General features: G+C 69.8%; 21 protein-coding genes. 15 read left to right on the forward strand and 6 right to left on the reverse strand.

Going from position 1 to position 24,294, the window contains the following annotated elements:
- The first annotated feature begins 96 nt into the window (after positions 1-96).
- The 5 genes from RMP09_RS12575 (at position 97) to RMP09_RS12595 (ending at position 9,743) form a co-directional block, all read left to right on the forward strand.
- Positions 97-3,684, forward strand: coding sequence for an indolepyruvate ferredoxin oxidoreductase family protein (locus tag RMP09_RS12575; protein WP_310566313.1), 3,588 nt, complete (start codon positions 97-99; stop codon positions 3,682-3,684).
- A gap of 136 nt (positions 3,685-3,820) precedes the next feature.
- Complete coding sequence (yajC, locus tag RMP09_RS12580) at positions 3,821-4,141, forward strand: preprotein translocase subunit YajC (RefSeq protein WP_310566314.1); 321 nt, start codon at positions 3,821-3,823, stop codon at positions 4,139-4,141.
- Positions 4,142-4,267: 126 nt separating this feature from the next.
- Positions 4,268-6,157, forward strand: a complete 1,890-nt coding sequence (gene secD / locus RMP09_RS12585; protein WP_310566315.1) for a protein translocase subunit SecD — start codon at positions 4,268-4,270, stop codon at positions 6,155-6,157.
- 144 nt (positions 6,158-6,301) lie between these two features.
- Entirely contained in the window at positions 6,302-7,261 is a 960-nt protein-coding gene (secF, locus tag RMP09_RS12590) for a protein translocase subunit SecF (RefSeq protein ID WP_310566316.1), read from the forward strand.
- A 79-nt stretch (positions 7,262-7,340) separates the two neighbouring features.
- On the forward strand, positions 7,341-9,743 hold the full coding sequence (locus tag RMP09_RS12595; protein WP_310566317.1) for a DUF1631 family protein: 2,403 nt from the start codon (positions 7,341-7,343) through the stop codon (positions 9,741-9,743).
- 149 nt (positions 9,744-9,892) lie between these two features.
- On the opposite strand, the gene dprA is transcribed toward RMP09_RS12595, so the two are convergent.
- On the reverse strand, positions 9,893-10,990 hold the full coding sequence (gene dprA / locus RMP09_RS12600) for a DNA-processing protein DprA (RefSeq protein WP_310566318.1): 1,098 nt from the start codon (positions 10,988-10,990) through the stop codon (positions 9,893-9,895).
- 13 nt (positions 10,991-11,003) lie between these two features.
- A complete protein-coding gene (locus RMP09_RS12605) occupies positions 11,004-12,230 on the reverse strand; it encodes a LysM domain-containing protein (RefSeq protein ID WP_310566319.1) in 1,227 nt (408 codons plus the stop codon).
- 261 nt (positions 12,231-12,491) lie between these two features.
- Between RMP09_RS12605 and def the strand changes: the two genes are divergently transcribed.
- The 4 genes from def (at position 12,492) to RMP09_RS12625 (ending at position 15,152) form a co-directional block, all read left to right on the forward strand.
- Complete coding sequence (gene def / locus RMP09_RS12610) at positions 12,492-13,010, forward strand: peptide deformylase (protein ID WP_310566320.1); 519 nt, start codon at positions 12,492-12,494, stop codon at positions 13,008-13,010.
- An 87-nt stretch (positions 13,011-13,097) separates the two neighbouring features.
- Positions 13,098-14,081, forward strand: a complete 984-nt coding sequence (fmt, locus tag RMP09_RS12615) for a methionyl-tRNA formyltransferase (protein WP_310566321.1) — start codon at positions 13,098-13,100, stop codon at positions 14,079-14,081.
- Positions 14,081-14,824, forward strand: a complete 744-nt coding sequence (locus tag RMP09_RS12620; RefSeq protein WP_310566322.1) for an AzlC family ABC transporter permease — start codon at positions 14,081-14,083, stop codon at positions 14,822-14,824. The genes fmt and RMP09_RS12620 overlap by 1 nt, the downstream gene beginning before the upstream one ends.
- A complete protein-coding gene (locus RMP09_RS12625; RefSeq protein WP_310566323.1) occupies positions 14,817-15,152 on the forward strand; it encodes an AzlD domain-containing protein in 336 nt (111 codons plus the stop codon). The genes RMP09_RS12620 and RMP09_RS12625 overlap by 8 nt, the downstream gene beginning before the upstream one ends.
- 120 nt (positions 15,153-15,272) lie before the next feature.
- On the opposite strand, the gene RMP09_RS12630 is transcribed toward RMP09_RS12625, so the two are convergent.
- Positions 15,273-16,019: a phosphatase PAP2 family protein gene (locus RMP09_RS12630; protein ID WP_310566324.1), complete on the reverse strand. Its 747-nt coding sequence runs from the start codon at positions 16,017-16,019 to the stop codon at positions 15,273-15,275.
- Positions 16,020-16,115: 96 nt separating this feature from the next.
- Here RMP09_RS12630 and RMP09_RS12635 point away from each other — a divergent pair, with 96 nt between their 5' ends.
- From RMP09_RS12635 to RMP09_RS12645, 3 genes are all read left to right on the forward strand, one after another.
- Positions 16,116-16,838 carry a response regulator transcription factor gene (locus tag RMP09_RS12635; RefSeq protein WP_310566325.1) on the forward strand — a complete coding sequence of 241 codons (723 nt, stop codon included), beginning with the start codon at positions 16,116-16,118 and terminating at the stop codon, positions 16,836-16,838.
- A 61-nt stretch (positions 16,839-16,899) separates the two neighbouring features.
- The gene (locus RMP09_RS12640; protein ID WP_310566326.1) at positions 16,900-18,243 is read left to right on the forward strand and encodes a HAMP domain-containing sensor histidine kinase; all 1,344 of its coding nucleotides are present in this window, start codon (positions 16,900-16,902) and stop codon (positions 18,241-18,243) included.
- Between the two features lie 81 nt (positions 18,244-18,324).
- Positions 18,325-20,019 carry a phosphoethanolamine--lipid A transferase gene (locus RMP09_RS12645; protein ID WP_310566327.1) on the forward strand — a complete coding sequence of 565 codons (1,695 nt, stop codon included), beginning with the start codon at positions 18,325-18,327 and terminating at the stop codon, positions 20,017-20,019.
- A 14-nt stretch (positions 20,020-20,033) separates the two neighbouring features.
- On the opposite strand, the gene RMP09_RS12650 is transcribed toward RMP09_RS12645, so the two are convergent.
- From RMP09_RS12650 to RMP09_RS12660, 3 genes are read right to left on the reverse strand one after another with little or no spacing between them, the layout of a single operon-like run.
- Positions 20,034-21,452, reverse strand: a complete 1,419-nt coding sequence (locus tag RMP09_RS12650) for an ATP-binding protein (RefSeq protein WP_310566328.1) — start codon at positions 21,450-21,452, stop codon at positions 20,034-20,036.
- Complete coding sequence (locus RMP09_RS12655) at positions 21,449-22,108, reverse strand: response regulator transcription factor (protein WP_310566329.1); 660 nt, start codon at positions 22,106-22,108, stop codon at positions 21,449-21,451. The genes RMP09_RS12650 and RMP09_RS12655 overlap by 4 nt, the downstream gene beginning before the upstream one ends.
- 13 nt (positions 22,109-22,121) lie before the next feature.
- Positions 22,122-22,433, reverse strand: coding sequence for a PepSY domain-containing protein (locus RMP09_RS12660; protein ID WP_310566330.1), 312 nt, complete (start codon positions 22,431-22,433; stop codon positions 22,122-22,124).
- A 127-nt stretch (positions 22,434-22,560) separates the two neighbouring features.
- Here RMP09_RS12660 and RMP09_RS12665 point away from each other — a divergent pair, with 127 nt between their 5' ends.
- The 3 genes from RMP09_RS12665 to RMP09_RS12675 are packed head-to-tail and all read left to right on the forward strand — an operon-like array spanning position 22,561 to position 24,269.
- Positions 22,561-22,965, forward strand: coding sequence for a DUF1924 domain-containing protein (locus RMP09_RS12665; protein ID WP_310566331.1), 405 nt, complete (start codon positions 22,561-22,563; stop codon positions 22,963-22,965).
- Positions 22,966-22,982: 17 nt separating this feature from the next.
- Complete coding sequence (locus RMP09_RS12670; RefSeq protein WP_310566332.1) at positions 22,983-23,504, forward strand: diheme cytochrome c; 522 nt, start codon at positions 22,983-22,985, stop codon at positions 23,502-23,504.
- Positions 23,505-23,519: 15 nt separating this feature from the next.
- Positions 23,520-24,269, forward strand: coding sequence for a cytochrome b/b6 domain-containing protein (locus tag RMP09_RS12675; protein ID WP_310566333.1), 750 nt, complete (start codon positions 23,520-23,522; stop codon positions 24,267-24,269).
- Positions 24,270-24,294: the final 25 nt, after the last annotated feature.

Here is a 24,294-nt window from a genome sequence, read left to right on the forward strand (position 1 = left end):
ACACTGTGCGGCACACTGGGGCCGTCCGATCGGGTCGGATTCCGGTTGAAAAAGCGCCCACAAGGCGTTCCCCCACCCACCGCAGGAGACAACAACATGAACGCCCCACTGCCCGAGCACATCCGCCAGGCCCTCGAAACCGTCACGCTCGACGACAAATACACCCTGGACCACGGCCGCGCTTTCATGAGCGGCATCCAGGCCCTGGTCAAACTGCCCATGCTGCAGCGCCAGCGCGATGCGCTGCAGGGCAAGAACACGGCAGGCTTCATCAGCGGTTACCGCGGCTCGCCGCTGGGCGGCTACGACCAGGCGCTGCAGAAGGCCGCGCCGCACCTGAAGGCGCAGAACATCGTGTTCCAGCCGGGTGTGAACGAAGAGCTGGCGGCCACCGCGCTCTGGGGCACGCAGCAGCTGGGCTTTGCCCCGCCCGGCAGCAACAAGTTCGACGGGGTGTTCGGCATCTGGTACGGCAAGGGCCCGGGCGTGGACCGCTGCTCCGACGTGTTCAAGCACGCCAACATGGCGGGCACCACGCCCTGGGGTGGCGTGATCGCGGTGGCCGGCGACGACCACGTCGCCAAGAGCTCCACCGCCGCCCACCAGAGTGACCACATCTTCAAGGCCTGCGGCCTGCCGGTGTTCTTCCCGTCCACGGTGCAGGACATCCTGGACCTGGGGCTGCACGCCATCGCCATGAGCCGCTTCTCCGGCGTCTGGGCCGGCATGAAGACGATCCAGGAGATCGTCGAATCCAGCGCCACGGCCATGATCGACCCCGAGCGGGTGAACATCGTGATCCCCGAGTTCGACATGCCGCCCGGCGGCCTGCACATCCGCTGGCCCGACGCGGCGCTGGAGCAGGAGGCGCGCCTGTTCGACTACAAGTGGTACGCGGCGCTGGCCTACATCCGTGCCAACAAGCTCAACCACAACGTGGTCGCCGGCCCCAACGACCGTTTCGGCATCATCGCCAGCGGCAAGGCCTTCAACGACACCCGCCAGGCCATGCTCGACCTGGGGCTCGATGACGACACCTGCCGCCGCATCGGCCTGCGGCTGCACAAGGTCAACGTGGTCTGGCCGCTGGAGGCGCAGACCACGCGCGAGTTCGCGACCGGCCTGCGTGAGATCCTGGTGGTGGAAGAGAAGCGCCAGGTGATCGAATACCAGCTCAAGGAAGAGCTCTACAACTGGCGCCCCGACGTGCGGCCCAATGTGCTGGGCAAGTTCGACGAAGGCGACGGCGATTTCACCGGCGGCGAATGGAGCATCCCTAACCCGAGTTCGCACACCCTGCTGCGCGCCAACGCCGACCTGACGCCCAGCCTCATCGCCCGCGCGATCGCCCGGCGACTCAAGCGGCTGGGCCAGGTGCCCGACGACGTGATGGCACGCATCGACGCGCAACTGGCCATCTACACCGCGCAGGAACAGTCGATGCAGACCCTGCTGACCCAGGGCGTCGAGGGCGCCGAGCGCCAGCCCTGGTTCTGTTCGGGCTGCCCGCACAACACCTCCACCAAGCTGCCCGAAGGTTCGCGCGCCATGGCCGGCATCGGCTGCCATTTTATGAGCATCTGGATGGACCGCGCCACCGTGGGCTTCACCCAGATGGGCGGTGAAGGCGTGCCCTGGGTGGGCCAGCAGCCGTTCGTGAACGAGCAGCACATGTTCGCCAACCTGGGCGACGGCACCTACTTCCACAGCGGCATCCTGGCGATCCGCCAGAGCATCGCTTCGGGTGTGAACATCACCTACAAGATCCTCTACAACGACGCCGTCGCCATGACCGGCGGCCAGCAGGTCGGTGAGCGGCCTGAGGGGCACTCGGTGGTGCAGATCGCGCAGAGCATGCGCGCCGAGGGCGCGGGGAAGATCACCATCGTCACCGACGAGCCGGAGAAATACGCCAGCGTGAGCGGCCTGCCCAGCGGCATCGCGATCCAGCACCGCGACACGCTGGACGCGGTGCAGCGCGAGTTCCGCGAGATCCAGGGCACCACGGTCATCATTTACGACCAGACCTGCGCCACCGAAAAGCGCCGCCGCCGCAAGCGCGGCACGATGGTCGAGCCGACCGAGCGCGTGGTCATCAACGAGCTGGTGTGCGAAGGCTGCGGCGACTGCAGCGTGCAGAGCAACTGCCTGAGCGTGGAGCCGCTGGAGACCGAGTTCGGCCGCAAGCGCACCATCAACCAGAGCACCTGCAACAAGGACTTTTCCTGCGTCAAGGGCTTCTGCCCCAGCTTCGTCACCGTGGACGGCGGCCAGCTGCGCAAGAAGGACAAGGGCGGCGCCAAGGCGGAGTGGACCGGCGGCGCGCTGCCCGAGCCCAAGCAGCCAGTGCTGAAGGACGAGGCCTGGGGCATCATCGTCGCGGGCGTGGGCGGCACCGGCGTCATCACCATCGGCCAGCTGCTGGGCATGGCGGCACACATCGAGGGCAAGGGCATCGTCACGCAGGACGCGGCGGGCCTGGCGCAAAAGGGCGGCGCGACCTGGAGCCACGTGCTGATCGGCGCGCACCAGGACGTGATCCGCACCACCCGTGTCTCGGCGGCGTCGGCGGACCTGATCATCGGTTGCGACCCGATCGTGGCGGCACACAAGGAGAGCTGGCAGCGTCTGCGCGCGGGCCGCAGCCACGTGGCGCTCAACGCCAGCGCCACGCCCACGGCCGCGTTCGTGAAGAACCCCGACTGGCAGAACCCGGCGCAGGCCTGCGTGGACGCGCTGACCGCCAGCCTGGGCGCCGAAGCGGTGGGCACGTTTGACGCCGAAACCGCCGCCGCCAAGCTGATGGGCGACAGCATCTACACCAACCCCATGATGCTGGGCTACGCGTGGCAGCGCGGCTGGGTGCCGCTGGGGCTGACGGCGCTGACGCGGGCCATCGAGCTGAACGCGGTGCAGGTGGAGAAAAACAAGCAGGCCTTCGAGTGGGGCCGCCGCGCCGCGCACGACCCGAAGGCGCTGGCCGCGCTGCTGAACCCGCTGGGTCAGCAGGTGATCCAGTTCCAGAAGCGGGAAACCGTGGACAGCCTGGTCGCGCGCCGGGTCGAGTTCCTGACCGCGTACCAGAACGCCGCCTATGCGGGCGCATATGAGGTGTTCGTGCGCCGCGTGCAGGACGCTGAGGCGAAGCTGGGCAAGACCGCGCTGACCGAGGCGGTGGCGCGTTACCTCTTCAAGCTCATGGCTTACAAGGACGAGTACGAAGTGGCCCGCCTGCACAGCGACCCGGCCTTCCACGCCAAGCTGGCCGCGCAGTTCGAGGGCGACTTCAAGCTGCACGTGCACCTGGCACCGCCGCTGACCGCCCGGCGCAATGACAAAGGCGAGCTGGTCAAGCAGAAATACGGCCCGATGATGTTCACCGGCTTCCGCCTGCTGGCGAAGCTCAAGGGCCTGCGCGGCACGGCGCTGGACGTGTTTGGCCGCAGCGAAGAACGCCGCACCGAGCGCGCCCTGATCGGCGAATACCGCGCCAGCATCGAAGAGCTGCTGGGGGGACTGAGCGCCGATAAGCACGCGCTGGCGCTGGACATTGCCCGGATCCCGGACCAGATCAAGGGCTACGGCCACGTCAAAGACCGCAACCTGGCCGCCGCCCGACAGCGCTGGGACGGGCTCATGGCCCAGTGGCGCCAGCCCGCCGGTGCCGTGGCCCGAGCCGCCTGAGGGCTTGGCCGGCCACCCCCTCTGACAGGGGCCCGCGACATACAATGACCGGTTGATCCCGGATCGCCCGGGTGACCTGCACAAGGCCACCCGGGCGTTCGGTGTTTTTTTGACCCCCGTTGTTGGAGAGCCTCCCGTGTTCATTTCTTCTGCCTACGCCCAAGCCGCCACCGGTGGCAGCACGCAAGACACCCTGATGGGCATGCTGCCCCTGGTGCTGATGTTCGTGGTGCTGTATTTCGTGATGATCCGCCCGCAGATGAAGAAGGCCAAGGAACACAAGGCCATGGTCGAAGCCCTGGCCAAGGGCGACGAGATCGTGACCGCCGGCGGCTTCCTGGGCAAGATCGCCAAGATCGGCGAGGCCTATGTGAGCGTGGAACTCGCCAGCGGCGTGGAAGTCCAGATGCAGCGCTCGGCCGTGGTGCAGGTGCTGCCCAAGGGCACGATCAAGTAAGGCCTCCCCCGCACGGGCCCGAATGGGCCCGTTCCCCCCTCAAGGGGGCAACGCGAGCGGCCTGGCAGAGCCAGTTCCGCCGCGTTTCTGGAACGCTCCCCTTCAAGACTCTCTGGTCTCTGCCCCATGAATCGCTACCCTCTCTGGAAGTACCTCGTCATCCTGGTGGTGACGCTGATCGGCCTGCTGTACGCGCTGCCCAACCTGTTCGGCGAAGCGCCGGCGGTGCAGGTGTCGGCGGGCCGCGCCACGGTGCGGGTGGACACCGGCACCCTGACGCAGGTCGAGCAGGCGCTGACCGCGCAGGGCGTGCCGCCTTCGCTGGTGGCCTTCGAAGGCACATCGGTCAAGGCGCGGTTCGAGACCACCGACCAGCAGCTCAAGGCGCGCGACGCGCTGGAAAAAGCGCTCAACCCCGATCCGGCCAACCCGGCCTACGTGGTGGCGCTGAACCTGGTGCCGCGCACGCCGGCCTGGCTGGCGGGCCTGGGCGCCTCGCCCATGTACCTGGGCCTGGACCTGCGCGGTGGCGTGCACTTCATGCTGCAGGTGGACATGAAGGCCGCGCTGCAGCAGCGCGCCGATGGCCTGGCCAGCGACCTGCGTTCGGCGCTGCGCGAGAAGAACGTGCGCCACGGCGGCATCAGCCGCAACGGCCAGACGGTGGAGCTGCGCGCGCGCGATGCGCAGACCATGGAAGCCATCAAGGGCGTGATCGCCGACCAGTTCGCCGATCTGCAGGCCGTTGAAACCCCCGAAGGCAGCGAATACAAGGTGGTGGCCAGCCTCAAGCCCGAGGCCGCGCGCCGCGTGCAGGAACAGGCCATCAAGCAGAACATCACCACGCTGCACAACCGCATCAACGAACTGGGCGTGGCCGAACCGGTGATCCAGCAACAGGGCACCGACCGCATCGTGGTGCAGCTGCCCGGCGTGCAGGACACGGCCAAGGCCAAGGACATCCTGGGCCGTACCGCCACGCTGGAACTGCGCCTGGTGGACGAAAGCACCGAAGGCCAGGCGGCCGAGCGGGGCACCACCGCCGTGCCCTTCGGCTCCGAGCGGTACCTGGAGCGCGACGGCCGTGCCGTCATCGTCAAGCGCGAGGTGCTGCTGACCGGTGAAAACCTCACCGACGCCCAGGCCGGCTTCGACGACACCCAGCAGCCCGCCGTGCACCTGACGCTGGACGCCAAGGGCTCGCGCATCTTCCGCGACGTCACGCGCGAGAACATCGGCAAGCGCATGGCCATCATCCTGTTCGAGAAGGGCAAGGGCGAGGTGGTCACCGCACCGGTGATCCGTGGCGAGATCGGCGGCGGCCGGGTGCAGATTTCGGGCGCCATGACCTCGGTGGAGGCCAACGACACCGCCCTGCTGTTGCGCGCCGGTTCGCTGGCCGCGCCGATGGAAATCATCGAAGAACGCACCATCGGCCCCAGCCTGGGCGCCGACAACATCGCCAAGGGCTTCAACAGCGTGGTCTGGGGCTTTGCCGTGATCGTACTGTTCATGTGCATCTACTACATGCTGTTCGGCGTGTTCTCCAGCCTGGCGCTGGGCCTGAACCTGATCCTGCTGGTGGCCGTGCTGTCCATGCTGCAGGCCACGCTGACGCTGCCCGGCATCGCCGCCATGGCGCTGGCGCTGGGCATGGCCATCGACTCCAACGTGCTGATCAACGAGCGCGTGCGCGAAGAACTGCGCAATGGCAGCTCGCCGCAGTCGGCCATCAACGCCGGTTACGAACACGCCTGGGGCACCATCCTGGACTCCAACATCACCACCCTGATCGCCGGCGTGGCCCTGCTGGCCTTCGGCTCCGGCCCGGTGCGCGGCTTTGCCGTGGTGCACTGCATCGGCATTCTCACCAGCATGTTCTCGTCCGTGGTGTTCTCGCGCGGACTGGTCAACCTCTGGTACGGCCGCCAGAAGAAGCTCAAGAGCGTGTCCATCGGCACGGTCTGGCGCCCCGAAGGCGGCCACAACGAAGTGGCCAAGGCCGATGGATCGTGAGCATCCCCCTGCGCCGCTTCGCGTTTTCCCCCGTGAGCGGGGGACCACACCTGCAGCCTGGCCAAGCCAGTTCTGCGGTGTGTCTCGCGATAGGGCGGGTCTTTCAAGCGTCGCAGCTTGCGCGCAGCACTCTGGATAACTGACATGGAACTCTTCCGCATCCGCCGCGACATCCCGTTCATGAAGCACGCCCTCGTGCTCAACGCGGTCTCGGCCATCACCTTCGCCCTGGCCGTGTTTTTCCTGGTCACGCGTGGCCTGCACCTGTCGGTGGAATTCACCGGCGGCACGGTCATGGAGGTGGCTTACGAGCAGCCGGCCGACCTGGAATCGGTGCGCAAGGTCGTCGCCGCTCAGGGCTACCTGGACGTGCCGGTGCAGAACTTTGGCACCGCTCAGGACGTGTTGCTGCGCCTGCCGGCCCAGGCGGGCAAGAACTCCGGCCAGCAGGCCGAGGCCATGATGACGGCCCTCAAGGCCCAGAACCCGGCGGTGCAGTTGCGCCGCACCGAATTCGTCGGTCCGCAGGTGGGGCAGGAACTGGTGCAGGACGGGCTGAAGGCCCTGGGCCTGGTGATCGTGGGCATCATGATCTATCTGGCCATCCGCTTCGAATGGAAGTACGCGGTCTCGGCCATCATTGCCAACCTGCACGACGTGGTCATCATCCTGGGCTTCTTCGCCTTCTTCCAGTGGGAGTTCTCGCTGGCGGTGCTGGCCGCGGTGCTGGCGGTGCTGGGCTATTCGGTCAACGAATCTGTGGTGATTTTTGACCGCATCCGTGAAACATTCCGCCGCCAGCGCAAGAAGACCACGGTCCAGATCATCGACCACGCGATCACATCCACCATCAGCCGTACCATCATCACGCACGGATCGACCCAGATCATGGTGTTGTCGATGCTGCTGTTCGGTGGGCCGACGCTGCACTACTTCGCCATGGCCCTGACCATCGGCATCCTGTTCGGCATTTATTCGTCGGTGTTCGTGGCCGCGGCCATCGCCATGTGGCTGGGCATCAAGCGCGAGGATCTGATCAAGGGCGGCGGCGGCAAGACCACGGAAGTGGACCCGGCAGACCCGAATTCCGGCGCGGTGGTCTGAGTCGGGCGGCCGAAAGGCCGGGTTTGGTCACGTTGTCGCTGCCAAGAATTGAGTTCTTTCGTGTCATACTGAATTTATTGTGGCCTCTCCCGACCAGCACGTTTCCTCCTTGGCCAAACAGGCGCGCGAACTCTTTGTGGTTCACGTGGGGCGTGCGCTTCCCGAGCTGGTCAAGGCCTGCGAAACCCGGCTGGCCAACAACGTGGATCAGCACGGTCCAGCCCGCGAGATGCAGGAGCGGCGCGATGTCTGGGTGGCCTTCCAGAAGAACCAGGCCGCCTGGCTCAACAACAGCCGCAAAGCCCTGCAGCGCACCCTGCTGCCGCGTTTCTCCCCGTCGGGCGGTGGCCCGCAGAGCACGCCCGGCCGCCTGGAGTTGTTGGCCGAAGGCGCCATCGACGACCAGATCATGGCCTCACGTCTGGCGATGCGGGTGCTGGACCTGTCGTCCACCGAACTCAACGAACTGCGGCTGCGCATCCAGCACCTGGAAAAACGGCAGGAGCTGCCCCGCGGCGATGTGCTGCTGCCCGACGTGACGGCCCGCATCCTGGTGGACCAGTGGCTGGACGCGCAGATGAGCCGTGAAGGCTGGCAGCTGGTGCAAGACGCGCTGGCGCCGGTGCTGTCCCAGAAGATGCTGGAGGCCTACAAGTCGTCCAACGAATTCCTCGTCTCCAGTGGCGTGATGAAGGAGATCGACCTCAACGCGCTGGTCAAGCGCGTGCCCGGCAGCCGCTCCAGTGGCGGAGCGCCATCGGCTCGCACCGGCAAGGAAGCCGACCATCAGCCGCCGGGTCAGGACCACGGTGGCTATGGGGGTGACGTGGGCGGCGGCCCGTCGGGGGCGTCCCGCGATCCGGGTGGAGACCGTGCCGGTGCGGCGTCGCAGATGAGAGGTGCCCGCGGTGGCGTGGCGTCCTCGGTCATGGGGGTGCACGATGAAACGCGTCTGATGACCGGTTCGTCGCCGCTGGCGCGAGCGCGCATGCGGGCGCAGGGCGTGGTAGGCCGTCTCAAGCGCATGCTGATCGACCGGGTGGGCGGCGATTTTGAATCGACGCAAATCATCGACACGTCGCCGCGCCTGCGGCAAGCCATCCAGCATGTGGCGCCTGCGGTGGCGCACGATGTGCCCATGTCCACCGGGTCCGGTGGCGGTGGCGTCGTCATGTCGCTGGACGCCAGTCACGTCGAGCGCGCAGCGGTTGCGTTGCGACAACGCACGACCGAACTCAAGCAGGCGGCATCGACGCCGACCGAAAAAGCCATCATCGAAGTGGTGGCCCTGATGTTCCAGAGCATCCTGGCCGAAGAGCGCATCCCGCCCAGCGTGCGGGTCTGGTTCGCCCGTCTGCAGATCCCGGTGCTGCGGGTGGCCCTGGCCGAGCCCGAGTTTTTCAGCGCCCTGCAGCACCCGGCGCGCCGCCTGATCGACCGCATGGGGTCGTGCGTGCTGGGGTTCGAGTCCAATGTGAGCTCGGTGGCGCTGGAGGCCGAGATCAAGCGCGTGGTGCAGGTCATCGAGCAGTACCCCGAGACCGGACGCCGCGTGTTCCAGCTGGTGTTCGACGAATTCCAGAAGTTCCTCTCCACCTACCTCAGCGAGCAAGGCAGTGCCAGCCGCTTCGTGTCGGTGGCCCAGCAGGTCGAACAGAAAGAGACGCTGTCGGTGCAGTACACGATCGAGTTGCGCAAGCTGCTCGACGATGTGCCGGTGCGCGACGAGATCCGCGAATTCCTGTTCAAGGTGTGGGTCGAGGTGCTGGCGGTGGCCAGCGTCAAGTACGGTCTCAAGCACGAGGAAACCGCCTCGCTCAAGCGCGTGGCGTCCGACCTGCTGTGGGCCGCCAGCGCCAAGCCCAACCGCAACGACCGCGCGCGGGTGATCCAGCAACTGCCCAGCCTGTTGCAGCGCTTGCGCCAGGGCATGGGCCTGCTGGGCTTCCCGCCGGGCTTGCAGGACACGTACATCAAGTCGGTCAGCGACACGCTGGCCGATGCTTTCATGTCACGCACCGAAGCGATCTCGCAGGAGAGTCTGGACAAGCTCTCGGACCGCCTGGCGAACCTGGAAGACTACCTGCCCGAGAGCGGTGTGGGCGATCTCGACCTGGACAACGGGAGCATCGAGATGATCACCGGCGTGGACGCCAGCAACATCGAGGTGATCCGCCACGGGGGCAGCCAGCCCAACGAGGCCATGCGCGCCTGGGCGATCGAGTTGCAGATCGGCTCCTGGTTCGGGCTGGACCACAACGGCAAGCTCAACAGCGTGCAGTTGGCCTGGCGCAGCAAGCAGGGGCAGCTGTACCTGTTCGTGACCAACGGGGGGCGTTGCTTCCTCATCCAGGCCAACCGCGTGGCGGCCTATCTGCAGGCCGGCCTGCTGGTGCCCAGCGAAGACGAAGCGCTCACCGTGCGGGCCACCCGCGCCGCGCTGGCCAAGCTGGATGCGAATCCAGAACGTTTGTTGACGTAGACCACCCCGGGTCTGGGAACACCCCCGCGCCGCGCTGGAGCGCGTCACCCCCTCAAGGGGGTACACGAGCGGCTCGGCGAAGCCGGTTCCGCCGTGCTCTCGACCTGACCCCTGCGCGCTGCAAACACTCTGCGCAGTTCTTTTGCGGTTCAGCTTTGGCCGATGCGCTGCAGCAACCCGCCGGGCAGGCGGCCGATGTGACCGTCGAGTTCGAGTTCGAGCAGCCGCGCCTGCAGCGTGGCGGTGTCCAGGCCGCAGCGGGCCTGCAACGCGTCCAGCCCCACCGGGTCGAATCCCATCAAGGCCAGCAGTTCGTCTTCGTCCTGGGGGACAGGCGTCGGTGTGCGGGGTTGCGCAAACGGGTCGGGCACGCGCAGCTCTTCCAGAATGTCCTGTGCCGACTCCACCAGCTTGGCGCCCTGGCGGATCAGCGCGTGGCAGCCGCGCGCCTGTGGCGAGTGGATGGAGCCGGGGATGGCGAACACCTCACGCCCCTGCTCGGCGGCCTGGCGTGCGGTGATCAAGGAACCCGATTGCAGCGCTGCCTCGACCACCAGCGTGCCCTGTGACAGGCCGGCGATGATGCGGTTGCGCTTGGGAAAGTTGGGCGACAGCGGCGGCGTGCCCAGCGGGTATTCGCTGACCAGTGCGCCCTGGGCCGCGATGCGGAGGGCCAGGTCCCGGTGGCGGCTGGGGTAGACGCGGTCCAGTCCGGTGCCGACGACCGCAATGGTCGGCGCGCCGGCTTCCAGCGCGCCCTCGTGTGCGGCACCGTCCACCCCCAGTGCCAGACCCGACACCACGCACACGCCGGCCTGGCCGAGCGCGAGCGCGAACTGGCGGGCGTTGAGGGCGCCTTGCGGCGTGGGGTTGCGGCTGCCGACGATGGCCAGGCGTTGCGGGTGTTGCAGCGCGCCGAGCTGGCCCCGCACGTACAGCAGCAGGGGTGGATCCTGGGTTTGCAGCAGCTCGGCCGGGTAGTGCGGGTCGCCCAGTGTCAGCACATGCCGGTCATCGCCTTCTGCCAGCCAGGCGTCGAGCCGCTCCAGCGCTTGCGGCAGATCGGCGGGCGGTGTGCCCAGTGCCTCGGCGACGCGCGCACTGGCCACCGCCTTGAGGCTGCTGAAATTCTGTTGCCACACCGCTTCGGGCGAACCGAAGGCGGCCAGCAGCTTGCGTGCGGTCTCGTTGCCGACGCCGTCGGTCAGCAACAGCCGCAGCCAGGCGGCACGTTCGTCCGGGCCCATGGCGACGGGCCGTTCAGGGGTTGGTGAAGCGGTCACCCACCTTCGCGCCATCGGCGACCTGCAGCACCAGCGCGTAGGACAGTTTGTCGAACGTGCGGAAGACCATCACCAGACCGTTGCGTTCGCCGGGCAGGCGCAGCATCGGACGGGCGCCGTCGGTCTTGTCGGCCACCAAGTCGGCGTCGCGCATGAGGGCCAGCACATGCCCGCGCTGCACGCCGTGGGCGGTGCCGCGGTTGATGGTGATCACCTGGTTCTGGCCGGCGTAGGTGACGCCGTTGCCGTAGACCGAGACGATCTGGCCGCTCAGGGCGCTGGTCGGCGCGCTGGGCACGTAGTGGGAGAAGTCGCGCGGTGGCTCGGGCAACAGCCGGTCACCGACGCGCATTTCTTCCTTGGCCGCCACGATGTCGATGGTGGCCGGCACGATCTCCGTCTGCGCCTTGCCGTCGGCGGTCTGGCCGGTCAGCTGGCTTTCGCCGCGCTGCAGCTCGGCCTTGCCCAGGTACTGCGCCTCATAGCCCAGCACCTCGCGGGTGACCGGGTCCTTGAGCGGGATGGCGTTGCGGAACACGCGGAACCCGCTGGGCTGGCCGGCACTGCCCAGCGCGGTGCCGCTGGGGCTGCTGCCGTACTGGCCACGGGCATAGGCGCGGTCGCCCTTGGTCAGCAGCACCCGGTTTTCGGGGGCGGCGACGATGCGCGGCGCCTGCGAGAACGTGGCCTCGTCCACGATCAGCGCTTCGGTCAGGAAGGCTTCGATGGCCTGCAGGTTGACCGGCGGGATGGCGGCGTCGGACAGGCTGTCGTAGCGGGTGCGGGGCGAGACCTTGATGGTGCCGCCGCTGTCGGCCGCCGCACCCGGTGGCACGGTTGACAGGGTGGCGCGACCATTGGACTGGTGCAGGTACAGGGTCTGGCCGGGGTAGATCAGGTGCGGGTTGCGGATGGCCTGCAGGTTCATGCCCCAGAGCTCGGGCCAGCGCCAGGGGCTTTTGAGGAACAGGCTGGAGATGGCCCACAGCGTGTCGCCGCGTTTGATGGTGTAGCTGCTGGGGGCGTTGGGCGCCAGTTCGGACAGGGGCACGCCCGCCTGGGCGACCTGCTCGGCGGTCGACCGCTGGACCGGGGTGATGGGGAAGTCCTGCGCCCAGCTGCTGCCCGCGGCCAGCAAGGCCAGCGCGGCGGTGGCTCCCGCCAGGGGACGGAGAAGGACGGACGGGCGGCGGTTCAATGGCATGTGTGGATCCCGGCGAGCGCTTCCGCACCCGGTGCCGCCCGCCAGGGGGCCAAAGCACGGGCGCAGGCGCGCTTTTTGTCTTGACAATTCGCATTTGATTTTGCGCCCAAGCCCTTGATTAGGCAATGTTTATGGCCGACGGTTCGCCCGCGCGTGCGCAAAAGTGGCGAAAATAGCCACAAACCTGTCAGCCCGCCGCACAGCCTGCGCCGCCCGTCACCCGGGGGCGGCCGGCTGGCGTTTTTCTGCGTTCCAAAACCCATGAATCCGCCCCAGCCTTTGCCCATCCTGCGCTATCCCGACCCGCGCCTGCACACCGTGGCCCAGCCCGTGGCGGCGGTGGACGCACGCATCCGCGACCTGATCGCGCGCATGCTGGCCACCATGTACGACGCCCAGGGCATTGGCCTGGCCGCCACGCAGGTGGACGTGCACGAGCGCCTGGTCGTGATCGACGTCAGCGAGACGCGCGACCAGCCCCTGGTGCTGATCAACCCCGAGATCGAATGGGCCAGCCCGGAAACGCGCAAGGGCGAGGAAGGCTGCCTCTCGGTGCCCGGCATTTACGACGGTGTGGAGCGCTCGATCGCCGTGAAGGTGCGCGCGCTCGACGGCGAAGGCCAGAACCGCGTGATCGAGGCCGAGGACATGCTGGCGGTGTGCATCCAGCACGAGATGGACCACCTGATGGGCAAGGTGTTTGTCGAATACCTCTCGCCGCTCAAGCAGGGCCGCATCAAGACCAAGCTGGTCAAGGCCGAACGCGACGCCAAACGTTGAGCCCCCAGGCGCCGCCGCGGCGCGGGTCGCTGCGGCCCGAGCGGGCGGCCCGGCGCCGGACCGATTTCCTCCCACCACAAGCACCCGATGCGCATCATTTTTGCCGGCACGCCGGAATTCGCCCGTGTGGCGCTGGAGCGCCTGCACGCCGCGGGCTTTGACATCCCGCTGGTGCTGACCCAGCCCGACCGGCCGGCCGGCCGCGGCATGAAGCTGCAGGCCTCGCCCGTCAAGCAGTTCGCGCTGGAGCACGGCATGGCCGTGGCCCAGCCGCGCAGCCTGCGGCTCGATGGCAAGTACCCCGATGACGCCGCGGCCGCGCGCGAGGCCATCGTGGCCGCGCAGGCCGACGCGATGGTGGTCGCCGCCTACGGGCTGATCCTGCCGCAGTGGGTGCTCGATGCCCCGGCCAAAGGGTGTTTCAACATCCACGCTTCGCTGCTGCCGCGCTGGCGCGGCGCAGCGCCCATCCACCGCGCCATCGAGGCGGGCGATGCCGAGACCGGCGTGACCATCATGCAGATGGACGCCGGGCTGGACACCGGCGACATGCTGCTGATCGAGCGCCTGCCGATCGGGGCCGCCGACACCACCGGCGGCCTGCACGACCGCCTGGCCGTGCTGGGGGGCCGGATGATCGTCGAGGCGCTGGAAATCGCGGCCTGCGGCGGCCTGATCGCGGTGCAGCAGCCCGACGCCGGCGTGACCTACGCGCACAAGATCGAGAAGGCCGAGGCCGCGCTGGACTGGTCGCAGCCCGCCGCGGTGCTGGACCGCCGTGTGCGCGCCTTCAACCCCTTTCCCGGCGCGGGCAGCGCGCTGGGCGGTGAGGCGGTCAAGGTCTGGTCGGCCCATGCCGAGGCCGCCCGTGCCGACGGCGCCGTGGCCGGCCAGGTGCTGGCGGCCGACGAGCACGGCATCCGCGTGGTGACGGGCGACGGCGTGCTGGTGCTGACCGAACTGCAGCGCGCCGGTGGCAAGCGCCTGCCGGTGGCCGACTTTCTGCGCGGCTTTCCGGTCAACCCCGGGCAGGTGTTCGACGCGCCCGCCGCAGCGGTGGACCGCGGCTGATGTTCTACCAGGCCCAACACCGTCGCCACCCCGAGTTCTGGGAAGGCATCCGCGACCAGGCCACGGTCGCCATGGGCATCGCCGCCTGGGGGCTGATGACCGGCGTGGCCATGGTCCAGTCGGGTCTGTCGGGGCTTGAAGCCTTGCTGATGACCCTGATCGTCTACGCCGGCAGCGCGCAGCTGGCCGCGGTGCCCATGATCGCGTCGGGCGCGCCGCTGTGGGTGATCCTGGCCGCGGCCTTCTGCGTGAACCTGCGCTTTGTCGTCTTCTCGGCCCACCTGCGCCCCTACCTGATGCACCTGCCGCGCTGGCAGCGCATGGTCAGCGGCTACGTCACCGGCGACCTGAGCTACGTGTTCTTCGCGCGCCGCTTCCCGCACCCGGGGCAGAGCGCCGACGAACTGGCGCGCCAGCAGGCCTACCTGATGGGCAACTGCGCGGTGAACTACCTGGCCTGGATGGTGGCCAGCGTGGCCGGCGTCGCGCTGGCCAACGCCATTCCGACTGCCTGGGGCCTGGGGTTTGCGGGCATCCTGGCGCTGGTGGGGGTGCTCAGTTCGCTGGCCTCGTCGCCGCTGCGCATCGTCTCGGCCAGCGTGGCCGGCGCGGCGGCGGTGGTGGCCTGGGCACTGCCGCTCAAGCTCAACATCCTGGTGGCCATTGCCTGCGCGGTGGCGCTGTGCCTGCTGCTGGAAAAAACGCCCCCGTTCCGCCACGCCGAGGGGGCCGGCCATGTTTGAGATCGACCCCTGGACCCTGCTGACCATCGTGCTGCTGGGCGTGGTCACGGTGGTCACGCGCGGCTTTTTCCTGATGTCCAGCAAGCCCTGGACACTGCCGCACTGGGCGCAGCGCGGCCTGCAGTACGCGCCCATCGCGGCGCTGTCGGCGGTGGTGATCCCCGAGGTCGTGACCACCCAGGGCGTGCTGGTGCAGACCTGGATGGACGCCCGCCTGTTCGCCGCCGCGGTCGGGGCCGGCTGGTTCTTCTGGCAGCGCAGCGTGCTGGGCACCATCGTCGCCGGCATGGTCGTCTACCTCCCGCTGCACATCGGCTTGGGCTGGTAGCCCTGTGGTTGTGTAGCGGGTGTTCGCCCGGTCGGCGCGCGATGTCTGGTCCAGAACGCTTTGGTCCAGGCTCTGCCGGGCCGCACCGCGTTGCCCCCTGGAGGGGGTCGGGGGTGTGCCTTACGTCATCCAGCGCTGGGCGATGCGCCAGCCCGCGAGCGTGACGCCCGCGCAGATCACCAGCGTCCACAGCGTGTGGCTGGGGTAGTGGGCGCCGCGCACCGTCTGCACCACGCCGGCCACGGCGCCCGCCACCAGCAAGAAGCCCAGCCAGCGCCAGCCCGCGGCTGGTGAGCGCGAGCGGCCGGCCGGGGGCATCAGCCAGGGCAGGCACAGGCCCAGAAACGCGTAGGCGCTGGAGGCGTGTCCGCCCGGGAAACAACGGCCGCTGCCGCCGTCGCGCAGGCCCAGCGTCCAGTGCGAGACGTAGTGGGCCGGGCCGCCGAAAGCCTGCAGGTCCCAGGGGCAGCTGGTCTGGCTGGCGTTCTTGATCAGGTTCACCACCAACAGGCCCAGGGTGGTCAGCAGGGCGACGGTCAGCCGCTCGCGCCGCGGCAGCGTCCACAGCGCCGCCGGGCCGCGCTGCCAGCGCGCCGGCCAGGCGGCCCAGGCCCAGACCAGCAGGTAAAAGAGCACGGCGGCCTGCCGCACCGCGTCGTGCAGCACGCGCGAGAGCAGCCACTGGTCGCGCAACGCGAAACCGCGCGGGCCGCCGATGAGCTGCATCACCGCCAGGTCGGCGCCCGCCAGGTCCCACAGCAGGGTCAGGCCCAGCGCGATCAGCCACCAGCGGGCCAGGGGCGCCGCTCCTGCGCTCAAGGGGGTGGCGGCGGCAGCGGTGGGCGTGGCGGTGGCTTGGGGCGGCATGGGATGGGAGTGTCGCGATCGCAGGTTAAGAAAGCCTTAAGCACATTCCAGATAATGCAAAGGCTTTGACGTGGCGGGCCATGCCCGGGGTGTGACATGCGTGTACTGGTGGTGGAAGACGATGCCGGCATCGCCGGCGGCCTGGCGGCCTCGCTGCGGCAGGCCGGCTATGCGGTGGACGTGTGCGGCACGCTCGCGACGGCCTGGGCGTCGCTGTGTGTGGAGCCGTTCGACGCCATGCTGCTGGACCTGGGCCTGCCCGACGGTGACGGGCTGGGCCTGCTGGCGCGGCTGCGCGGCCTGGCCCAGCGCAGCGCGGGCGGCACGTCCATGCCGCACCCGGACCTGCCGGTGCTCATCATGACCGCGCGCGATGGCGTGAACGACTGCATCACCGGGCTGGACGGCGGGGCGGACGACTACATCGTCAAGCCCTTTGACGCCAACGAACTGCTGGCCCGCCTGCGCGCCATGCTGCGGCGTGCCGCCGGCCGCAGCAAACCGGTGATCGAACACGGCCACCTGGTGCTGGACCCGGCCACCCGCAGCGTCGAGCTGGGGGGGCAGCCGGTCAGCCTGGGCGGGCGCGAATTCGCGTTGCTGCTGACGCTGCTGCAGGCGCGGCCGCAGGTGCTGTCCAAGGCGCGGCTGGAGTCGGCGCTGTACGGTTTTGGCGAGGCGCTGGAGAGCAACGCCATCGAGGTGCACGTGCACCACCTGCGGCGCAAGCTCGGCGAGTCGCTGATCAAGACCGTGCGCGGGGTGGGCTATTTCATCCCGCGCGACGACGCCGCGCCACCGGCGCCGGCCCGCACGTGAGCGCCGCACGGCCGCCCCGTAGGCGCTCGGCCCCGCAGTGCGCCGCACGGAGGGGCGGTCCGTGAGCCCATCGCCCATCCCGCTGGTGCGCGCCCAGCGCGAGCTCTGGCGCCACCTCTGGAACTGGACGCTGGGCGCCCTGCTGGTGGTCTGGCTGACCCTGGTGGCCGTGGCCTGGTACGTCGGTCACCACGAGGCCGAAGAGATCACCGACGGGCAGCTGATGGCCGTCTCGCGCCTGTGGCTGGCGGCCGACCCCGGTGCCATGCCGGCGCCGCCCGAGCCGCTGAACCGGCAGCGGGTGAAGCCCTACGTGCAGGACCTGGCCGTCCTGCAGTGGGTGGACGATCGCCTGGTCACCGACACGCACGGCATGGCCGCGGGCCTGGGCTTTGCCTCGGTGCCCCCGCCGGGCCTGACGGAGCAGGTCTACCAGGGCCCCCAGGGCCGCAGCGACTGGCGCATGTATGTGGGCGAACGCCGCAGCGGCGGCCAGACCCGGCGCGTGGCCGTGCTGATGGACATGGCGCAGCGCTACGACCTGGGCCGCGACGTGGCCGAACACGTGGCGCGGCCTGCGCTGCTGGTGCTGCCGCTGATCGCGCTGGTGCTGTGGTGGGCCATCCGCCGCGGCCTGCGCCCGCTCGAGCGCCTCTCGCGCGAGGTGGCGGCGCTGGACACGGCCCATGGCCAGCGGCTGGACGACCGGCAGCGCTTTCGCGAGTTCTCCAGCACCGTCACCGCCATCAACACCCTGGTGGACACGCTGCAGACGCGCGCCCAGCGCGAGCGCGAGTTCGCATCCGACGTGGCGCACGAACTGCGCACGCCGCTGTCGGCCATCGCCCTGCAGGCCCGCGCCGCACAGGCCGAGCCGACCCCCGAGCACCTGCAGCGACTGGAACAGGAGTCGCTGCGGGCCGGGCGCATCCTGGCGCAGCTGCTGGACCTGGCCCGGGCCCAGCGCAACGGCGGCGACAGCGTGCCGGTGGTCACGGCGCTGGGCCCGGTGGCGGCCGAGCTGATCGCGGCGCACGCGCAGCAGGCCCATGACAGCGGGCATGAACTCTCGCTGGTGCAGCCCGAGGCGCCGGTCACGGTGCGCGTGAGCCCCATGCTGCTGGAGCTGGCGCTGCGCAACCTGATCGCCAACGCGCTGCGCCACACCCCGCCCGGCACCCAGGTGGCCGTGGAGGTCTGGCAAGATGCGCGCGCTTGCGGGGTGTCCGTCAGCGACGACGGCCAGCGCGCCGATGCGCCGGCCGTCCGCGCCGCCCCCACCCACGGCCTGGGCCTGGGCCTGCGCCTGGTCGAACGCATGGCCGAACAGATGGGCGGCCAGCTGGTGCGCGACACCGGACGGCCGCCCATGACCACCCGTTTCACCCTGCGCTGGAGCGACTGATCCCGCCGCGCTTGCCTTCGTTTTCCATCGCTCCGCCACGCCGCCGACCGGCGCCGTGTTGGCCACCGACCCAGACTTTTCATGTCCTCTCTGAACGCACATCGCAGCACGTCCCGCACCCCGGTCAACGCCTTGATGATCACGGGCCGCCGGCCGGTGCACGGCGTCTGGTGGATCGCCCTGTGGCTGACCGTCGTGGGCAACCTGCCGCTGTGGCAGCGCGTCGCCGCGCTGGACGGACAGCCCGCGCAGCGGGTGCTGTTGCTGCTGGTCATGGGCGGGCTGGTGCTGGGGGCCACCGCGGCGCTGCTGTCGCTGCTGGCCTGGCCGCGCGTGTTCCGGCCGCTGGTCACGGTGCTGGTGCTGGTCTCGGCCTTCAACACCTACTTCATGTGGCAGTACGGCGTGGTGATCGACCCCACCATGCTGGCCAACGTCGCCCAGACCGATGCGCGCGAGGTGCGCGACCTGCTTTCGCCGCGCCTGCTGGGCACGGTGCTGCTGGTGGCCGGCCCGCCGCTGTGGTGGCTCTGGCGCCGCCCGCTGGCCTGGGGGCGCTGGCTGCCGCAGACCGGCCGCAACCTGCTGGGCGCCTGCGTGGCCCTGCTGCTGCTGGTGGGTGTTGTGCTGGCGGGTTACCAGGGCCTGGCCTCGCTGATGCGCAACCACAAGCCGCTGCGCTACATGATCAACCCGCTCAACAGCGTGTACGCCGCCACCCGCCTGGCTGCCGACCAGCTGCCCAAGCAGGTCCGCGCCCTGCAACCGGTGGGCGAAGACGCGCAGCTGGGCGCCCGCTACGCGCAGCAGAAGCGCCCGCCGCTGCTGGTGGTGGTGGTGGGTGAAACCGCCCGCGCGCAGAACTGGGGCCTCAACGGCTACGCCCGCGCGAACACGCCGGCGCTGGCGCAGTGGCAGGCCAGGGGGCTGGTCAACTTCCCCGACGTGCGCTCCTGCGGCACCAACACCCAGGTCTCGGTGCCCTGCATCTTCTCGCCGCTCACGCGCGAACAGGGCGGCGACCAGACCGCCGAACACCAGAACCTGCTGGACGTGCTGCAACGCGCCGGCCTGGCCGTGCTGTGGCTGGACAACCAGTCGGGCTGCAAGGGCGTGTGCGACCGCGTGCCCAACGCCAGCACGCGCGACCTGACCCTGCCCGCACTGTGCGAAGGCGGCGAATGTTTCGACGAAGCCATGCTGCACGGCTTGGACGAGCGCATCGCCGCGCTCGACCCGCAGCGCCGCGCCCGCGGCGTGGTGGTGGTCATGCACCAGATGGGCAGCCACGGCCCGGCCTATTCCAAGCGCACGCCGGCCGCGCGCAAGGCCTTCATGCCCGAGTGCACCAGCAACACCCTGTCCGAATGCCCGCCGGAGCAGCTGGTCAACGCCTACGACAACACCATCGCCTACACCGACCACTTCCTGGGCCAGACCCTGCAGTGGCTGCAGAACCAGGCCGACCAGGGCACCTACGACACCGGCCTGCTGTACTTCTCGGACCACGGCGAATCGCTGGGCGAGAAGGGCCTGTACCTGCACGGCGTGCCCTATGCGTTTGCGCCCGAACAGCAGACCCGCGTGCCCATGGTCACCTGGCTGTCGGCCGGGCTGCAGCAGCGCAGCGGCGTCCAGGCCGACTGCCTGCGCAAGCAGGCCGGCACCCCGCTGTCACACGACCACGTGTTCCATTCGGTGCTGGGGCTGATGGACGTGAAGACCGCCGTGCGCGACCCGGCGCTGGACCTGTACGCGCCCTGCGCCGGGCGCTGAACCGGCGCTGAGCTTCAGGCCGCGGCCGGCAGCGACAGACGGGCGCGCAGGCCGCCGGTGTCGCTGGTGTCCAGCGTGAGCGCGCCGCCGTAGAGCTGCGCGAGTTCGACCACGATGGCCAGGCCCAGCCCGCTGCCGGGCGTGGACTCGTCCAGCCGCACACCGCGCTGCAAGACCGCGGCGCGCTGTTCGGGCGCGATGCCGGGGCCGTCGTCGTCCACCGTGATGTGCAGCTGCCGGCCCTCGTGCTGCGTGCTCACGCGCACCGCGCGGCGGGCGCATCGGCAGGCGTTGTCCAGCAGGTTGCCCAGCATCTCCTGCAGGTCCTGTTCTTCGCCGGCAAAGGCGGCGTCGGCGGGCAGTTCACCGGCCGACAGATCCAGCCCCCGCCCGGCGTGCAGCTTGCCCATCACCCGCAGCAGACCCGCCAGCAAGGGCGCCAGCGGCGTGCGCTGACCGGGCAGGCCCTGCGAGGCGGCCACGCGGGCGCGCGCCAGGTGCCAGTGGATGTGGCGCTGCGCCACCTGCACCTGCTCGGCCACCAGCGGCGCCAGGTCGCTGTGCGGCGCTTGGGCAGCGGCGTTGCCCAGCACGGCCAGCGGCGTCTTGAGCGCGTGCGCCAGGTTGCCCGCCTGCGTGCGCGCGCGCGCCACCCCCTCGGCGTTGCGGTCGAGCACGCCGTTGAAGTCGTCGATCAGCGGCTGCACCTCGGCCGGGAAGCGGCCCTGCAGCCGGGCCGTGCGGCCCTCGCGCACCTGCTGCAGCGCGCGCTGCATGCCCTGCAGGGGCGACAGGCCCACCGCCACTTGCGCCAGCGCGGCCAGTGCCAGCAGCGCGCCCAGGCCGGCGAGCGACCCGGCCAGCACGCCGTTGAAATCGTCCGCGGCGGCCAGGGCCGCGCGCGTGTCGGCCGCCACCATCAGGCGCCAGCGCGCCTGCGGCTGTTCGGGCACCTGCAGCGACCGTTCGACGATGCGCAGCGCGTCGCCTTGCGGGCCGGTGCCGTCGTGCGTGTGCAGGCCGCCGTCGGCCAGCGGGTCGGGCGCCAGCGCCAGCTGCGCGTCCCACAGCGAGCGCGAGCGCAGCACGCCGCGGCGGGTCTGCCCATCGGTGCTGACCTGGTCGAGCTGCCAGTACAGGCCCGAATAGGGCTTGTCCAGCCGCGGGTCGGACAGGCGGCGCGGGTCGATCAGCGGCTGGCCCCGGGCGTCGAACTCCAGCCGCGCGGTCAGCTGGTCCAGCTGCAGCACCAGGGTGGCGTCGAACTGGCGCAGCACGTGGTCGCGGAACAGGCCGCTGAGCCAGCCGTGCGCGCCCGTCAGCGCCAGCGCCAGCGTGACCAGGGTGGCGCCCAGCAGCCGCAGGCGCAGCGAACCCGGCCAGCGCCAGCCGGTGGGCGCTGGTGCCTCCGCGGCGCCTGGCGGCGCTGTCATGGCGCCACCAGCCGGTAGCCCAGGCCGCGCACGGTTTCGATCAGGTCCGCGGGCAGCTTCTTGCGCAGCCGGCCCACGAACACCTCGATGGTGTTGGAGTCGCGGTCGAAGTCCTGCGCGTAGATGTGTTCGGTCAGCTCGGTGCGCGAGACCACCGCGCCGGGGCGGTGCATCAGGTAGTCCAGCACCTTGAATTCGTGGCTGGTCAGCGTGACCGGCTGGCCGGCCAGGGTGACGCGGCCGCTGCGCGTGTCCAGCGCCAGCGCGCCGCACTGCAGCACCGGCGAGGCCTGCCCGTTGGCGCGGCGGATCAGGCCGCGCATGCGCGCCAGCAGCTCTTCCATGTGGAAGGGTTTGGTCAGGTAGTCGTCGGCGCCGGCGTCGATGCCGGCCACCTTCTCGCTCCAGTTGTCGCGCGCGGTCAGGATCAGCACCGGCATCGCGCGCCCGGCATCGCGCCAGCGCTTGAGCACCGACAGGCCATCGAGCACCGGCAGACCGAGGTCGAGCACCACCGCGTCGAACGCTTCGGTGTCGCCCAGAAAGTGCGCGTCGCGGCCGTTGTCGGCCTCGTCCACCGCGTAGCCGGCCTCGGTCAGGGCGGTGCGCAGCTGCGCGCGCAGGGTGGGTTCGTCTTCGACCAGCAGGATGCGCATGGGGAGCAGCGTATCAGTGCCGTGGTCCGCGTTCGCGGCGCTTGAGCACGTCGCCGCTGGCGGCGTCGAGTTCGAGCTTGAGCAGCCGGCCACCGGCCTGCAGCAGCCGGACCTCGTAGACCCAGCGCCCGTCCTCCTGCTCCAGCTCCACCTCCAGCACCTGGCCGGGGTGGTCGCGTTCCAGCCGTTCCAGCACGGTCTTGAGCGGCAGCACCTGGCCGGCCTGCACGGCGGCGCGGGCGCGGTCGTGGTCGCTGTCGGCGTGTGCCGGCGCCAGCGCCAGCACAGCGGCCAGCCACAGCACAGAGAGGCGAAGGGACTTCATGGCCCGCGATTGTCCGGGCCGAAGCTGAACGCCCGATGAACGTGCGCTTCAGCTTCGGTTCAAGCGCGGGTTCACACACTGCGTCCATGCCGTATCCCCACCCATCCCGCACGGAGCCAGTCAAACCATGAAAAGCTTTTTCTCTGTCCTGTTCATCGCCCTGGCCCTGTCGACCGGGGGGACGGGCGCCGCCCACGCCGGCGACACCACCCCCGCCCAGCAGCTGGCGCACTGGAGCACCCAGGCCGGCACGCCCGGCAACGCCGCGCGCGGCCAGACTCTCTTCACCACCCGGCACGGAGGTGAATGGTCGTGCGCCTCGTGCCACGGCACGCCGCCCACCGCCGAAGGCAAACACGCCAGCACCGGCAAGCCCATCGCCCCGCTGGCGCCGGCTTTCAACCCCAAGGCCTTTGCCGACACCGCCAAGGTCGACAAGTGGTTCCGCCGCAATTGCAAGGACGTGCTGGCCCGCGAATGCAGCGCCGGTGAAAAGGCCGACGTGCTGGCCTACCTGAGCAGCCTGAAGTGAACCTGGAGATACCCGCCATGAACACCCCCCTGATCCCCCGCCTCCTCCCTCGTCTTGTGCTGCTCGCGGCCGGCCTCGTCACCCTGGGCAACGCCCTGGCCGACGGTGGTCGCGCCATGCCCGCCGTGGTGCCGTCGGCCTACACGGCCGAATGCGCGGCCTGCCACACCGCCTACCCGCCCAGCCTGCTGCCGGCGCGCTCGTGGCAACGCATCATGACCGGGCTGGACCAGCACTACGGCACCGATGCCTCGCTCGACGCGGCCACCGTCAAGCACATCGGCGGCTGGCTGCAGGCCCACGCCGGCACCACCAAGCGCGTGGCCGAAGAGCCGCCGCAGGACCGCATCACCCGCGCCGCCTGGTTCGTGCGCAAACACGACGAGGTCGAGCCCTCCGTCTGGAAGCTGCCCAGCGTCAAGAGCGCGGCCAACTGCGCCGCCTGCCACACCGGCGCAGACAAGGGCCAGTTCGACGACGACCACCTGCGCATGCCCGCCGGCATGACGCTGCGCCAGCGCTGGGCCTGGCGCGACTGATCCGAAGACCCCACCATGCAGACCGCACCGTCCTTCGATCCCCGCGCCCCGGGCGCCGCCACCGTGCCGGCGCCGAGCCGCCTCGTCACCGATGCGCCCACGCGTATGTTCCACTGGCTGTTCGCCCTCAGCTTCGTGGGGGCCTACCTGACCGCCGAAAGCGAACACTGGCGCCTGCTGCACGTCACGCTGGGCTACAGCTTCGCCGGCTTGCTGGTGTTTCGCCTGCTCTACGGGCTGCTCGGCCCGCGCCAGGCCGGGCTGGGCCTGCTCTGGCGCAAGCTCGGCTGCGCGCCGGCCTGGCTGCGTTCGCTCAAGGCGGGGGCCACTGTCAACTGGCGCCAGGGCCAGCACCTGGCCATGGCCCTGGCCATCGTGCTGATGCTGGCCCTGGTGCTGCCGCTCACCCTCAGCGGCTACGCGACCTACAACGACTGGGGCGATGTGCTCGGCGGCGACTGGCTGGAGGAGGCGCACGAGCTGTTCGGCAACGCCTTCCTGGCCGTGGTGCTGGCGCACCTGGGCCTGATCGCCCTGCTGAGCGTGCTGCGGCGCCAGAACCTGGCCCTGCCCATGCTCACCGGACGCCTGCCCGGCGGCGGACCCAGCCCGGTGCGGCACAACCGCGTGTGGCTGGCGGTGGCCGTGCTGCTGGCGGTGCTGGCCTTCGGCGCCTGGCAATGGCAGGACTCGCCGCGCGGGCTGGTGCCCGGGCTGGGCACCAGCAGCGCGCTGGTCCAGGGCGGCGACCACGACGACGACTGAGCTTCCATGTCAAACACAGGAGAGA

It is taken from the genome of Hydrogenophaga sp., from assembly GCF_031426985.1.
In the GTDB taxonomy this organism is placed as follows: domain Bacteria; phylum Pseudomonadota; class Gammaproteobacteria; order Burkholderiales; family Burkholderiaceae_C; genus Hydrogenophaga.

Coding starts and splice junctions, on each gene's coding strand:
- RMP09_RS12575 (WP_310566313.1), top strand. CDS start 97: ATGAACGCCCCACTGCCCGAGCACATCCGCCAGGCCCTCGAAACCGTC.
- secD (WP_310566315.1), top strand. CDS start 4,268: ATGAATCGCTACCCTCTCTGGAAGTACCTCGTCATCCTGGTGGTGACG.
- secF (WP_310566316.1), top strand. CDS start 6,302: ATGGAACTCTTCCGCATCCGCCGCGACATCCCGTTCATGAAGCACGCC.
- dprA (WP_310566318.1), bottom strand. CDS start 10,990: ATGGGCCCGGACGAACGTGCCGCCTGGCTGCGGCTGTTGCTGACCGAC.
- RMP09_RS12605 (WP_310566319.1), bottom strand. CDS start 12,230: ATGCCATTGAACCGCCGCCCGTCCGTCCTTCTCCGTCCCCTGGCGGGA.
- def (WP_310566320.1), top strand. CDS start 12,492: ATGAATCCGCCCCAGCCTTTGCCCATCCTGCGCTATCCCGACCCGCGC.
- fmt (WP_310566321.1), top strand. CDS start 13,098: ATGCGCATCATTTTTGCCGGCACGCCGGAATTCGCCCGTGTGGCGCTG.
- RMP09_RS12620 (WP_310566322.1), top strand. CDS start 14,081: ATGTTCTACCAGGCCCAACACCGTCGCCACCCCGAGTTCTGGGAAGGC.
- RMP09_RS12625 (WP_310566323.1), top strand. CDS start 14,817: ATGTTTGAGATCGACCCCTGGACCCTGCTGACCATCGTGCTGCTGGGC.
- RMP09_RS12630 (WP_310566324.1), bottom strand. CDS start 16,019: ATGCCGCCCCAAGCCACCGCCACGCCCACCGCTGCCGCCGCCACCCCC.
- RMP09_RS12635 (WP_310566325.1), top strand. CDS start 16,116: ATGCGTGTACTGGTGGTGGAAGACGATGCCGGCATCGCCGGCGGCCTG.
- RMP09_RS12645 (WP_310566327.1), top strand. CDS start 18,325: ATGTCCTCTCTGAACGCACATCGCAGCACGTCCCGCACCCCGGTCAAC.
- RMP09_RS12650 (WP_310566328.1), bottom strand. CDS start 21,452: ATGACAGCGCCGCCAGGCGCCGCGGAGGCACCAGCGCCCACCGGCTGG.
- RMP09_RS12655 (WP_310566329.1), bottom strand. CDS start 22,108: ATGCGCATCCTGCTGGTCGAAGACGAACCCACCCTGCGCGCGCAGCTG.
- RMP09_RS12660 (WP_310566330.1), bottom strand. CDS start 22,433: ATGAAGTCCCTTCGCCTCTCTGTGCTGTGGCTGGCCGCTGTGCTGGCG.
- RMP09_RS12665 (WP_310566331.1), top strand. CDS start 22,561: ATGAAAAGCTTTTTCTCTGTCCTGTTCATCGCCCTGGCCCTGTCGACC.
- RMP09_RS12670 (WP_310566332.1), top strand. CDS start 22,983: ATGAACACCCCCCTGATCCCCCGCCTCCTCCCTCGTCTTGTGCTGCTC.
- RMP09_RS12675 (WP_310566333.1), top strand. CDS start 23,520: ATGCAGACCGCACCGTCCTTCGATCCCCGCGCCCCGGGCGCCGCCACC.